This window comes from Marinobacter halophilus (assembly GCF_003007685.1).
Lineage (GTDB): Bacteria > Pseudomonadota > Gammaproteobacteria > Pseudomonadales > Oleiphilaceae > Marinobacter > Marinobacter halophilus.
On record NZ_PXNN01000003.1, the window covers coordinates 229,411 to 241,319 of the forward strand.

Below are 11,909 nucleotides of genomic sequence, written 5' to 3' on the forward strand. Positions count from 1 at the left end.
GATCAATTGCACTATCAGGGCACAATGATGTGCCGGGAGCGAACATGAGTGTCAGCCGAAAACGTGAAACCCCCGAAGTGCCGACCGCCACCGAGTTTCTGATTGCCTCACGCCAGTGTGAATTACGGCATCTGGAGTACTTTCTGCAGATGGGCAAGCTGGTTCAGAGTATTGGCAATCTGGTGCACGGACTGCAGCGGGAACGGGGCGCGTCCAATGTGTTCCTGGGCTCGGGCGGAGCCCGGTTTGCCGTTGAACGAGACGCCATGAAGCGGGCCGTTGACGAACACAGGGTGGAGTTCAGTCAGTCGCTGGCGGATATCCGGGGCGATCTCACCCATCATCCGGTCAGCAGCCCGCTGCTCAACCACATTGCCAGCGCGTTGCACGGTCTGGCCGGGCTGGCGGCGCTCAGAGAGGCTGTCGTCAACCAGCGGATTCCGGTTGTTGACGCGACCGAGGCGTTCAGTGAACTGATCCACCAATTGATCACCGTGGTGTTCGAGGCCGCCGACACCGTGGCGGATCCTTCTATTGCGGGGCTGCTGGTGGCCATGGTGCACCTGATGAACGGCAAGGAATACTGCGGTCAGGAGCGGGCTGCAGGGTCAGCCGGGTTTTCCAGTGGCCACTTCGACACCGCCCTGTCACGGCGCATGATGCACCTGGTTGAAGCACAGGAACGATGTTTTGAGGTGTATCTGGCCTTTGCTAATGACGATAGCGTGGCCCGTTGGCAGAAACTCAGAGTGCACCCTCGGGAAGCGCAGATAGAGCAGCTACGGCAGTTGGCCAGCTCGGTGGGCCGGTACAAGCAACTGGACCCGTCGCTGGCGGATCAGTGGTTTGGTTTGCTGACGGAGCGAATGGATGAGCTCAAGCAGATTGAGGATCTGGTGGAGCAGGCCTTTCATGCCTGTTGCGTGGCGCGATACGCCGAGGCCCGCCATGCGCTGGTTCACCAGGAAACGCTGATGGATTCGCTGGCTCAGCTTCGTTCGGGTAGTCCGCGCCTGGTTCTGTGTGACAGTGGCGAGGTAAGCGATCCAAACACCGGTTGGGAAGCCGGTGGCATCAGCCAGCAGTCTGGACGCTCGGTGTTTGACCTGCTGCAGGAGCAGACCCATCGTCTGCAGCAGATGTCGGACGAGCTGCGCAGTGCCAAAGAGGCGCTGGAAGACCGGAAAACGCAGGAAAAAGCCGTGCTGATGCTGATGAAACACCGGGACATCGACAACGACGAAGCCCACCGATTGTTGCGTAAGCTGGCCATGGACCAGGGCAAGCGCCTGCCAGACGTGGCGCGGGCTCTGGTGGCGCTGTCAGGGGTGTTAGAAGGTTAGCCGCTGTGTCGTAACAGTGTTAACGGCACCCGGTAACGCAGATTCCGGGCCTGCCGGGTGACGGCAACGGTGCAGGTTTTCCGGTTGACCCGGATCACCTTGCCCTGCTTCTGGTGAGTGCCTTCACCAAAGCACACCGGGTCTCCGACCTGCCATTGCCGGAGCTGGTGGGCCGGATTGGGGAGCTCGAAAACGGTGCCGGGCAGCTCAATTCCCGCGCTGTCGGCCTGCTCACTCAGGTAATGCCGGGTAGCGTCAGCCGCACCGCTGCCGTGCAACTCATCCAGTGCCTCATAGAAATGCCGGTTGTGCACCGAGCCGTAATGGCGCTGCCCGGCGCTGTGCTGCAGCAGATGAGCAAATTCATGGCAGCAGGTATGGGCCAGCAAATTCAGCACGCTCAGCTCACCGCCAAAATAGCCCCGGCCCCGAATTTCCCGCGTGGATAGCCAGCCCTGAGCCGTCTCCGGTTGATGCTTGGCGGCAATCATCCGGGCCCCGTAATTGATCAGATGCTGCTTCCGGCGCGGATCGTACCGATGATAGGTGGCCTGCCCGGCGCCCACCCGCAACGCCAGACTGGCACTGCTGTTCTGCTGACGCACCCAATCCTGCGCCGGGTCCCAGAGGACATTTCGGGTGGCCTGGCACATGAGGCCACCGAGTTTATGAGTGGTTTGCTTGGGGATGGGCATGGGTTTCACGCGAATTGGGCGAAATGTTTGAAGGCTCATTACGAAACATAGCCGACAAGGGTAACCACAGAATTTACAAATTACTATGGTCCGCCGAGGCTGCCACTTGAACCATCAATTGTAACCAGACAATCTGTCACCAGATATCAATAAGTGGTGACAGTTTGTCTGACTCTGGGTTCGCCCGATCCTCGGGGGCGCAGCTCCAAATCCTGTTCTTAGTCGGAAGTGGGTTGCTTGAGTTCACCCGAAACGGTATCGAATAACATCCAAACGCCATCATGGAAGTCGTGGGAAGCCACGAGTGTATCGTCGAACAGTTCATCAGCTACGCTAATGTTACTGCGCCTAATCGTTTCGCTGCCTGCTATTGGGATTGTTCGATTGGAATTGACGTAAGAGTTGCGTCAGCCCGCTTTTCTAATAAGAAATCTTTTCACCATTAATTCGGATCGACGTTGAGCTTTCAGTTGGCCCCTGGAAGGTAATGAGAGACTGGGCGTGGTTGTCGGGTACGATAAATAAGGTTCTAAATTCTCCCTGAACTACCCCAAAAACCCGAGCTTCAGGAATGCGCTCTATCCAAACTGGTTTGTTAGAACCCTGCTCGGCGCTTTCAAAGAGGGTGCTTGATGTGTCGATTGCTGAGCCCGTGCTTACTGTACTCGGGATTTCATCTGATTTGACGAAACCTATGATCCGATCGTTTCTCAGAAAAAGAAGTTCTGCATCCCTCACCTTAACAGAGGAGAACATCTCATTTGGCACTTCTATAGATAATTCGCTGTATGGTTGAATGATCAGTGAAGAATGGGATGCACAGCCCGAGAGCAGAAGTACAAATGCTAAAGCTAGACCTATCCTTGGCATGGTGGGAGTCTCATCTCAATGTCGTTTCGATAGAGGATCTGAACTGGCCAGAACGGACAGTCCGACACAGCCAGTTTACCGTCACTTCGTTCTGTAGAAAAGGCTTCCCTGCCTCGCGAATCAGGCGTAAAGCCCATTCCGTGATCCTGCGCGTTGGCCTGAGCAGGTCCTGCGGAGAGGGAACTGCATCAACCCATCTACTGCAATCAACCGTTTCCACGAGCATATGGGCGATAGCGCGCACAGTCTCTTCGGTTACGCTGCTCTCAGTAAACCCCGAAGCAACGGACTGGCCATAGAACGCCTTCATGATGGCTCTGATTTTATCAATATCTTCCGCTGACAATTGACTATCCATATTTTCATCCTTGAAAAAGCAAAAGGGCCCCCGCAGGAGCCCTTTTTAGGTGATTACGCCTCGATCGGAGTGCGCCAGTCGTCAGCACCGGAAGTGCCGGCAACGGCATGCTCCCAGGTTACCTTGCGGTAGGACAGGGACACGGTGACCAGCTGAGTGAAGTCAGCGCTGGCGGCGTCCTGGCAGTGAGGCATGTTGCAGTTGATGTCGATGATGGTGGCATCTTCCAGGATGGTAGAGAAGAAGTGCTCCTGCTTACCTTCAACGGAAGTGCGGTACCACTTGAGCTCTACCTTCGGCAGCATTTCGCCGGAAGCCAGGGCGTTGTACATCAGCGGGGTGGCTTTGTTCAGGGCTGAAGTGAACTTGAACGGCTTGTGCACGCGCTGGCCGGAAGGCTGGCCGGACTGGGGATCCGTCGGTACGGTGACAACGTGGCTGAATTCCTGAACCAGCACTTCGTCTTCGTGGCCTTCAACGTAGATGTTGCCTACGGAATCGGACGTGAATGCGCCTGCGGTGATGTTACCCTGAGTTTTACCTTCGATGCTGATATAACAAGGAGTTGGCATAGTCTGCTCCATGACGTGAGTGAATGTTCGTCCCCGGGCTGTTCCCTGGACGCCTTCACCTATTACAAAGGCTGTGCCAACTAATAAAACTACAATAAAAACAATGAAATAAAGATTTCTCCGAGGGTGACTAGAGAACGGTGAGCAAAGCCTTGCTTGCCGGACGGGCGAGCTTTTGCTGGCCGGGCAATAACTTGCCCGGATCAGGGCCGGTAGGCGAACGACAGCATCAGGGCCAACAGCAACAGCGCGGACAGTCCCTGCCAGAACCCCACCGGGTGACGCTCGATCAGCGGCGGCCGGTGCTGTTGCTGCCAGTTGTGACCGGGCTGACGCAGATCGAACAGAAATTCAGACAATGCCGGATAGCGTTTGTGGGGCTCCGGGTGTAGCGCCCGGGCGAGCGCCAGGTCGACCCAACCGGGCAGATCGTCCCGGTGCAGGCGGGCCGGTTGATAGTTCAGCCGGCGTAACTGGCTCCGGTTGCGCAGGCCGGGTATCCGGGTGCCGTAAGGAAGTTGGCCGGTCAGCAGCTGATAGATGATCACGGCAAGCGAAAACTGGTCAGCCTGCCAGCCTGCGGGTTCCCCCAGAAAGGTTTCCGGAGCGCTGAAGAGCGCGGCGCCCCGGGGCCAGCTGGGTTCATCGTGCTCCCGCAGCTCCTGTAGCCCGGCAATCCGGGTGGCGCCGAAATCAATCAACACCACCGTGCCCTGTCGGTCGATCAGGATGTTCTCCGGTTTCAGATCCTGATGCACCATTTCCAGCCGGTGAAAGGCCCGAAGCCCGCGGGCAATCTGTTCTGCCAGCTGGCGCACGGTTTCCAGGTCCGGCCCGGGATTGTCCAGCAACCACTGCTTAAGGCTGATGCCCGGCACATACTCGGTGGCCAGGTACAGGCAGCTGTGTTGTCGTTCCGGGGCGAAGGACGGCACCACGTGAGGGCTGTCGAGGCGCTGGGCCACCCAGTGTTCGGTGCTGAACTGTGCAAGCGCTTGGGGATCTTGCTGCAGTTCCATGGCTGGTACTTTCAGGGCGATCTGACGATTACTGGCTTCGTCGACCGCCAGATAGACATGGCTGCGACTACTGGCATGAATCGGCCGGAGAATCCGGTAGCCGTCCAGCCGTTGCCCCGGCACCAGCTCCGGCGCGAACGGCAGCTGGTGTGCGTCCCGGATGACTTCCTCATTGCTTTTGCGGGCGGGCACCGAGTCGATCCGGACAATCTGGGCGCTCAGGTTGTCGTCGCTGCCCGCGGCGAGTGCGCTGGCGATCAGCTGCCTGGCGGCGGCATCCAGATCGTCGCCGGAATCCTGAATGATGCTGGCCATGTCCCGTGCCATCAGGTGTTCGTAGACGCCGTCGGTTACCAGTACAAAGGTGTCCCCCGGCCACACCGGAACGGTCAGGTAATCAATGTCCAGTTGCTGGCTCAGGCCCATGGCCCGGTTCAGGCAGCTGTCATCCCGGGACAACCAGACCCGGTGATCGGTGGTCAGTTGCTCCAGAGCATTACCCTGCATCCGGTAGATCCGGGCGTCGCCCACATGAAATAGATGAGCGGTGGCGGATTTTAGAATCAGCACACTGAAGGTGCAGACATAGCCACGATCCTGATCGTACCGGTACTGGCTTTGCCGGGTCTGGGCGTGCAGCCAGGCGTTGCTGGCCCGGAGCACCCGCTGGGCGGATTGTTTGACCGACCAGCTGTCTGGCGTCGAATAATAGTCACTCAAAAACCCCGCCACCGCAGACTCGCTGGCAATCTGGCTGACGTTGCTGGAACTGATGCCGTCGGCGATGGCCACGGCGATGCCCTTGGACCGGAGCTGATGATTGTCTGGAATCATCAGGCCATGAAAGTCCTGGTTAACCGGTTTGCGGCCCTTGTCGGAGTGCTGGCCCGTGGTTACCGAAAGCTGGGTGGTCATGGATTGGTTTGCCTCAGACAACGACACATAGCCCGATGGGTGCGGCCACCGGGCTCTGTGCCTGCTGCAGTCGTTTAGTTGGAACGGGCCAGTTCACCATCGTGATAGGTGTTTGGCAGGGTGCGCTTGGGCGCTGTGCGCAGGTGCGTGGCGTACAGGGTAAGCCCGGTAAAGGACAGGCCGCCCACCAGGTTGCCCAGCACCGTCGGGATCTCGTTCCAGACGAAGTAGTCGAGGATTCCGAACTCGCCGCCCATCAGCAGGGCAAACGGAAACAGGAACATGTTAACGATGGAATGCTCAAAGCCCATGTAGAAGAACAACATGATCGGCATCCACATCGCCAGTACCTTGCCTGGCACGGTGGTGGAAATCATTGCTCCCACTACCCCCATGGACACCATCCAGTTGCACAGCACCCCGCGCAGAAAGATGGTGAACCAGCCGGCGGCGCCATGCTCGGCGTAACCCAGGGTGCGCTCCTTGCCAATGTCGGCAATGCGGTCACCGACCGCGCCGGGTTCGATGTTGAAGCCGTAGGTGAAGACAAACGCCATGATCAGGGCCACGGTCAGGGCGCCGGCGAAGTTGCCCAGGAACACCCAACCCCAGTTGCGCAAAATGCCGCGAGTGTCCACCCCCGGCCGTTTGTCGAGCAGGGCGAGAGGCGTGAGCATGAACACGCCGGTGAGCAGGTCAAAGCCCATCAGGTAGAGCATGCAGAAGCCCACTGGAAACAGCATGGCACCGACCAGCGGGCTGCCGGTCTGCACCGCCACGGTAATCGCGAACACCGCCGCCAGCGACAGGATGGCGCCGGCCATAAAGGACCGAATGAGCACATCCCGAGTGGCCATGTAGATTTTTGATTCACCGGCGTCCACCATCTTGGTGACGAACTCCGAAGGCATGATGTAAGACATAGCGTGATCCCCTGAGCATTCCCTGGCTGTCTTTCCGACAGACCAAAAAAAGACGGCATCGCTCACCGGCTACCGTTGATGGGTAGGTGTGAGCAGACGCCGTCGTCTGAAAAACTTGAGTGTGGGCAGAAAATTCAATCTGCTTAAAAGATAAGAGCAGGTGCCGTGCCAGTCTTGAAGTTGTTAGGAAAAAAACGTTTTTATTCAATGGCTAATATGTGGTGAGGCGATCTAAGGGAGTTGCGGTCGAACCGATTGCCCGCACCGACCCGGTGCGATTTGCGCTGGTATGGTGCGGGGGTCAGCGCAGCTTGAACCGGACGGGCAAGGCGTAAGTAAAGGTTTGGCCACGCATGGTGTCGGGCACTTCCGGCAGCGGCGCGGCTTGTGCCAGCATCTGCCGGGCGGCGTCATCGAGCAGCGGATGGCCCGAGCTGTTCCGCAGTGTGTGGTGGACCAAGGAGCCGTCACGGGCAAACTCGAACACGATCACCGGTGTACCTTCCTGACCCAGCCGCCGGGCCCGGCGCGGATAATCATAGAAGCGGGCCAGGTGGCGGCTGAGTTTGCTCAGGTAGTTGTCCACATCAGCGGAATCACCGGCCGTCTGCAGGGGCACCGCATTCTGGTTTTCCTGGGCGTCGGCTTCGTCACCGGTTGGCTCAACCGCTTCGGCCACGATCTGCTCAGTGGGCTGCGACCGCGGTTGCTCAACCGGGGTTGGCACGGGCTCAGGTTCGGGCTCTGCTATTGGCTCTGGCTCTGGCTCTGGCTCTGGCTCTGGCTCTGGCTCTGGCTCTGGCTCTGGCTCTGGCTCTGGCTCTGGCTCTGGCTCGGGTGTTGGCGGTGGCGGTGGCTTCGCTTCGGCTGGGGGTTCCGGCTGTGCTACCGGTTCGGGGGCTTTGCGGCCGGCCAGGCTAACCTTGATGGCCGGGGCCGAGTTGACGGTACTGTCACCGAATGTGGGTAGCTCCAAGGGTTTGTCCGGGGCCGCCAGCGCCAAAGTGATTGCGGTAGCGCAGACGGCGATGACCAGAAACACGGCTTTGGGGCCGTTCCGTGACGGGTTCACGCTCCGGGCTCCGTCAGCAACAGTACGTCGGTATAACCGCCCTCTTCCAGCAACCGCAGCAGACTGTCCAGATCCGCCATGGTCAGGGCCTGGTCGGCGGCGATTTTCAGGGGCTGGTGCTCATCCGGCCGTGGCAGCGCGGCCAGCAATTCGCCGGCATCAACGGTGTTCCCGGCAACCTGCCACTGGCCGTTGGCTGGCACCATCAGATCGGCTTCCGTCGAACGTTCCTGTTGCAGTCTCGCACTGCCGGGCAACTCTGGCAAAGGCTGCTCGGTCAGTTGTCCGGCCACGATAAAGAACATCAGCAACAGGAACACCAGATTGATCAGCGGCAGCAGCGCATCTTCAACGCGCTCCAGCAGGCCTTTGCCAGAGGTGGGCGGTGGTGGGACCAGCGCTGTCATAACCCGGTGGGCGCGTTGCGCTGCCAGTGGGGCTTGATGCCGGCGCCATCGAGCCTGCTCAGCGTACGGGTGAAGTCGGCCAGGCTGGTGTTCGGTGTTGTCGTGAGATTGGCCGCGTGCACACCGGCGGCCTCGAGCGCAGGTAATAACTCATCGAGCGAATACCGGTTGTCCTGCCAATGGATAATGCCGTTGGCCGTGACCTGAAGCGCGGGTAATGGCTCACCGGTGGTACTGCGTCGTTCGCGGGTGTCATTGCCCAACTCGAGATAATCCACCGGTAACAGTCGGGTTGTTAGCATAAAGAACACCAGCAGAATGAACACCACGTCTATGAGCGGGGTGATCCGGATAGGCATGGGCCGATTGGGCCGGGGGTCAACCAGCTGCATGGGCAAAACGCGGGTTGTCGTCAACGGCGAAGTCATGCGTTGCCCGAGACGAACCAGGCGTTTGGCGTTCCGCGCTGTCGGTCACCATGGCGGGTTCTGGTTCTGACAATGGCATGACGTTGAACACGCTGACCAGGGTGCTGTTGATCGTCTTGTGAATCCGACGCAGGCGGAACTCGATCCAAGCCGCCAGTGCGGCAAATGGAATGGCAACAACAAGGCCGGCTGCGGTGGTGGTCAAGGCTTCATAGATGCCGCCACTGAGCTGGCTGGCGTTAGCTCGGCCTTCCGTGGCAGCCATAGCGCTGAAGGCTTCCATCATGCCCATAACGGTGCCGAGAAGACCCAGAAGCGGGGCCAGGGCAGCAATCACTTCAATGATTTTCAGGGGCGCTTCAAAAGGTTCCAGTGAACTTTGTGCGTCGCGTACCGCGGTTTCACGCGCAGCCGCGATGTTGGGGTTGGATTGGCAGGCCGACATGGTGTTGGTCAGCAAGTGCATGAGGGGGTTGTTGCGCTGGAGTAGCCCGGCGTTGTTTTGCATTTGTTTAACCGGAGCATCAGCCGGCGAGCGCTGCCATTGCTGTACAAGCTGTTGCAGCGGCCGGGTATACCGGGGCGCATAAAACGTTCCGAACAGCATCAGGTAAATAAAGGTCACCACCCCGATCAGCGCGATGACAATCAGCACAATCATTACAGAGCCACCCATATCAACCAGTTGAGTGAGCGGGCCATGGTCAGTGAGGGCTGGGAAAACGGCGGTGGTGGAGGTCATGCAAAGTTACTCAGCGAATAAAAGTAGAACTAAATAATAACGATTATCACTGAGATTACAAGTCAGGATCTGACGTTGCTGAAAGGGTTTGCTGCCATTGGGATCACTGAAGCAACTGACTGCCTGTCGCCGGCCACTCCCGACAGCGACAAGACCTAACCCATCCAGCCCGCCGATGCCGCGGCCTGCCATAGAAGGCGCAAAGCCAGCATTGTCAGCACCACATTGAAGGCCTTACCGAACCAGCGGTTAGTCATGGATTTCAGCACGTGCAGCCCAAACCAGGTACCGGCAAAGCCACAGGTAATCATGGCCAGAATGAACAGTAGCCAGTCCGAGAACATAAAGCCGGCGAAGCCAAACACCAAAGCCTTGGGCGCGTGCTGCAGTGTCATGGCGGCAGCAAAGGTGGCGACGGTTCTGAAACGATCCTGGTGAATCTGCTTGATAAAGGCGGCCACCAGCGGGCCGGTTGCGCCTACAAACAGGCTGATAAAACTGGTGATGGCAGATGCCACAAAGATACCCACTGGGCCGAATGAGGCTTTGGGTAGCGTTGGGCCCCAGCACAGATAGAGCACAAACAGCGCGATCGACAGCTGCCAGAGGTGTGCCGGCAGGTCCACCAATAACCAGGCACCTAAGCCAGCTCCGACGATGACCCCGGGAGCAAAAGTGACGATTACCCTCCAGTCAATGTGATGTCGGGTCAGTGTCGCGCGCCCGGTATTCGAACCCAGCTGGATCATTCCATGTACTGGTATGATCGCTGCTGGCGGTATCCAGGTGGCCATCAGCACCAATAATAAAACGCCACCGCCGACGCCGAGAATGGCGGTCAACATCGAAGTGGCCGCAGAGGCCAGCAGCAGGAAAATCGCAACGGTCGGGCTGAGGGCATCTGGAAACAGGATCAGGTCCATGGAACTCACTTTGGGATTGGCGTAAGCTATTGAGTTTCCGGTTTATACCTCAAATGTCCAGGGGTGTTTGGACATAAAACAACAAACAGGTTTGCCGATGAAACAGTCCGAATACTTGAGATACGACGCCACTGCGCTGGCTGATCTGATCCGCCGGGGCGATGTCAGTCAGCGGCAAGTCGTGGATGCGGCGATTGAACGCGCCAACCAGGTTAGCAGCTCGCTGAATGCCATTTGCCAGCCCCAGTTCTCCGAGGCTGTGAGCCAGGTCGTTCCTTCGGATGCGCCGTTCGCCGGTGTGCCGTTGCTGCTGAAAGATCTGGCTCAGGAACAGGCCGGACAACCCTGCACGTTTGGCAGTCGCGCCTTGCGCCGGAATATCCCGAGCCGGGACTCAGAATTCGTCGAGTGCGCCCGCCAGGGCGGTCTGGTTTTCCTGGGGCGAACGGCAACGCCGGAATTTGGCCTGAAAGCGGTCACCGAATCGGTGTTGTGGGGCCCCAGCCGAAATCCCTGGAACACCGAGCTGACCCCGGGTGGCTCCAGTGGCGGCTCCGGCGCGGCAGTGGCCGCCGGTATTGTGCCTATGGCCGGTGCCAACGATGGTGGTGGCTCGATTCGCATCCCGGCGGCTTACAATGGTCTGTTCGGCCTGAAGCCGTCCCGGGGCCGGATTTCCGCAGGGCCGCACCTGGGCGAAGCCTGGACTGGCGCGTCGACCGATCATGTCGTCACCCGTACGGTGCGTGACAGTGCCGGTATGCTGGATGTGCTGGCCGGAGCCGCCAGCGGCGATCCGTTCCGGATTCCCGGGGCTGAAGCTTCCTGGCTGGACCTGATGCAGCAGTCGCCGGGCCGGCTGCGAATCGGTGTCTTCACCGCCTCCCCGTACGATACCGAGGTAGCACCGGAATGTGTGGCCGCTGTGGAAGAAACTGCCCGAATGCTGGAAAGCCTTGGGCACCACGTTGAGTACGCCCGCCCGGAATTCGACGGTATTGCGCTGGCCCGGTGCTATCTGGCGTTGTATTTCGGTGAAGTGTCATCGTTGATGGACAGGGCGCGCGAACAGTTCGGTGCCAGCGATAAAGATTTTGAACTGGAAACCCGCCTGCTCGGCATGCTGGGCCGCACCATGCCCTTGCCTGATTACGTTCGCCGCCGCCAGCAGTGGAATGATTTTGCCCGGGCACTGGGGGCATTTTTCGGGTGTTTCGATGTGTACCTGTGCCCGACCACCGGCCAAATGCCTGCTAAAATCGGGGCAATGGAGACCCCGGCCCATCTTAAGTTGGTCGCCAAACTGATGCTGACTCTCAAGGCAGGTAAGTTGCTACATCGCAGCGGCCAGGTGGATCAGATGGCGCTTGAAAGTCTGGCGCGAACACCGTTCACCCAGCTGGCCAACCTGACTGGCACCCCGGCCATGTCCGTTCCTCTTTACTGGACCCGCGACGGATTGCCGGTGGGGGTTCAGTTCGGAGCCGCCCATGGCGGTGAAGACCGCCTGCTGCAGCTGGCGGCCCAGCTTGAGGAGGCCAGCCCGTGGTTCGCCAATTACGAGCGCCTGGAGAATGCGTTCTGACATTCTTTTTGCGATAGCCGCGCGGCTTGTGATCCGCAACTGCAAACTCCACGTTTA

General features: G+C 59.0%; 13 protein-coding genes. 2 read left to right on the plus strand and 11 right to left on the minus strand.

Features of this window, described 5'->3' with window-relative positions; translation table 11 throughout:
• The first annotated feature begins 44 nt into the window (after window positions 1-44).
• Window positions 45-1,343: a nitrate- and nitrite sensing domain-containing protein gene (locus C7H08_RS01045; RefSeq protein WP_106669907.1), complete on the plus strand. Its 1,299-nt coding sequence runs from the start codon at window positions 45-47 to the stop codon at window positions 1,341-1,343.
• Here C7H08_RS01045 and C7H08_RS01050 read toward each other — a convergent pair.
• The 11 genes from C7H08_RS01050 to C7H08_RS01100 all read right to left on the minus strand — a co-directional run bounded on the left by C7H08_RS01050 (window position 1,340) and on the right by C7H08_RS01100 (window position 10,267).
• Window positions 1,340-2,038 (minus strand): hypothetical protein, encoded by a 699-nt coding sequence (locus tag C7H08_RS01050; protein WP_227663205.1) that lies wholly within the window; start codon window positions 2,036-2,038, stop codon window positions 1,340-1,342. The genes C7H08_RS01045 and C7H08_RS01050 overlap by 4 nt on opposite strands.
• Before the next feature lie 420 nt (window positions 2,039-2,458).
• Entirely contained in the window at window positions 2,459-2,908 is a 450-nt protein-coding gene (locus tag C7H08_RS01055) for a hypothetical protein (protein ID WP_133169813.1), read from the minus strand.
• Window positions 2,909-2,918: 10 nt separating this feature from the next.
• Window positions 2,919-3,266, minus strand: coding sequence for a hypothetical protein (locus C7H08_RS01060; RefSeq protein ID WP_106669909.1), 348 nt, complete (start codon window positions 3,264-3,266; stop codon window positions 2,919-2,921).
• Between the two features lie 53 nt (window positions 3,267-3,319).
• Complete coding sequence (locus C7H08_RS01065) at window positions 3,320-3,838, minus strand: Hcp family type VI secretion system effector (protein WP_106669910.1); 519 nt, start codon at window positions 3,836-3,838, stop codon at window positions 3,320-3,322.
• Between the two features lie 203 nt (window positions 3,839-4,041).
• Window positions 4,042-5,772 (minus strand): bifunctional protein-serine/threonine kinase/phosphatase, encoded by a 1,731-nt coding sequence (locus C7H08_RS01070; RefSeq protein ID WP_106669911.1) that lies wholly within the window; start codon window positions 5,770-5,772, stop codon window positions 4,042-4,044.
• Window positions 5,773-5,846: 74 nt separating this feature from the next.
• On the minus strand, window positions 5,847-6,695 hold the full coding sequence (locus C7H08_RS01075; RefSeq protein WP_106669912.1) for a formate/nitrite transporter family protein: 849 nt from the start codon (window positions 6,693-6,695) through the stop codon (window positions 5,847-5,849).
• Between the two features lie 301 nt (window positions 6,696-6,996).
• Entirely contained in the window at window positions 6,997-7,767 is a 771-nt protein-coding gene (locus C7H08_RS01080; protein ID WP_106669913.1) for an energy transducer TonB, read from the minus strand.
• The gene (locus C7H08_RS01085; RefSeq protein ID WP_106669914.1) at window positions 7,764-8,174 is read right to left on the minus strand and encodes an ExbD/TolR family protein; all 411 of its coding nucleotides are present in this window, start codon (window positions 8,172-8,174) and stop codon (window positions 7,764-7,766) included. Before C7H08_RS01085 ends, C7H08_RS01080 begins: the two co-directional genes overlap by 4 nt.
• Entirely contained in the window at window positions 8,171-8,566 is a 396-nt protein-coding gene (locus tag C7H08_RS01090) for an ExbD/TolR family protein (RefSeq protein WP_106669915.1), read from the minus strand. Before C7H08_RS01090 ends, C7H08_RS01085 begins: the two co-directional genes overlap by 4 nt.
• Window positions 8,553-9,344: a MotA/TolQ/ExbB proton channel family protein gene (locus C7H08_RS01095; RefSeq protein ID WP_106669916.1), complete on the minus strand. Its 792-nt coding sequence runs from the start codon at window positions 9,342-9,344 to the stop codon at window positions 8,553-8,555. Before C7H08_RS01095 ends, C7H08_RS01090 begins: the two co-directional genes overlap by 14 nt.
• A gap of 155 nt (window positions 9,345-9,499) precedes the next feature.
• The gene (locus C7H08_RS01100) at window positions 9,500-10,267 is read right to left on the minus strand and encodes a sulfite exporter TauE/SafE family protein (protein WP_106669917.1); all 768 of its coding nucleotides are present in this window, start codon (window positions 10,265-10,267) and stop codon (window positions 9,500-9,502) included.
• 97 nt (window positions 10,268-10,364) lie between these two features.
• Here C7H08_RS01100 and C7H08_RS01105 point away from each other — a divergent pair, with 97 nt between their 5' ends.
• The gene (locus C7H08_RS01105; RefSeq protein WP_106669918.1) at window positions 10,365-11,852 is read left to right on the plus strand and encodes an amidase; all 1,488 of its coding nucleotides are present in this window, start codon (window positions 10,365-10,367) and stop codon (window positions 11,850-11,852) included.
• Window positions 11,853-11,909 lie beyond the last annotated feature (57 nt).

Coding starts and splice junctions, on each gene's coding strand:
- C7H08_RS01060 (WP_106669909.1), bottom strand. CDS start 3,266: ATGGATAGTCAATTGTCAGCGGAAGATATTGATAAAATCAGAGCCATC.
- C7H08_RS01065 (WP_106669910.1), bottom strand. CDS start 3,838: ATGCCAACTCCTTGTTATATCAGCATCGAAGGTAAAACTCAGGGTAAC.
- C7H08_RS01090 (WP_106669915.1), bottom strand. CDS start 8,566: ATGCAGCTGGTTGACCCCCGGCCCAATCGGCCCATGCCTATCCGGATC.
- C7H08_RS01050 (WP_227663205.1), bottom strand. CDS start 2,038: ATGCCCATCCCCAAGCAAACCACTCATAAACTCGGTGGCCTCATGTGC.
- C7H08_RS01045 (WP_106669907.1), top strand. CDS start 45: ATGAGTGTCAGCCGAAAACGTGAAACCCCCGAAGTGCCGACCGCCACC.
- C7H08_RS01105 (WP_106669918.1), top strand. CDS start 10,365: ATGAAACAGTCCGAATACTTGAGATACGACGCCACTGCGCTGGCTGAT.
- C7H08_RS01075 (WP_106669912.1), bottom strand. CDS start 6,695: ATGTCTTACATCATGCCTTCGGAGTTCGTCACCAAGATGGTGGACGCC.
- C7H08_RS01100 (WP_106669917.1), bottom strand. CDS start 10,267: ATGGACCTGATCCTGTTTCCAGATGCCCTCAGCCCGACCGTTGCGATT.
- C7H08_RS01095 (WP_106669916.1), bottom strand. CDS start 9,344: ATGACCTCCACCACCGCCGTTTTCCCAGCCCTCACTGACCATGGCCCG.
- C7H08_RS01085 (WP_106669914.1), bottom strand. CDS start 8,174: ATGACAGCGCTGGTCCCACCACCGCCCACCTCTGGCAAAGGCCTGCTG.
- C7H08_RS01055 (WP_133169813.1), bottom strand. CDS start 2,908: ATGCCAAGGATAGGTCTAGCTTTAGCATTTGTACTTCTGCTCTCGGGC.
- C7H08_RS01070 (WP_106669911.1), bottom strand. CDS start 5,772: ATGACCACCCAGCTTTCGGTAACCACGGGCCAGCACTCCGACAAGGGC.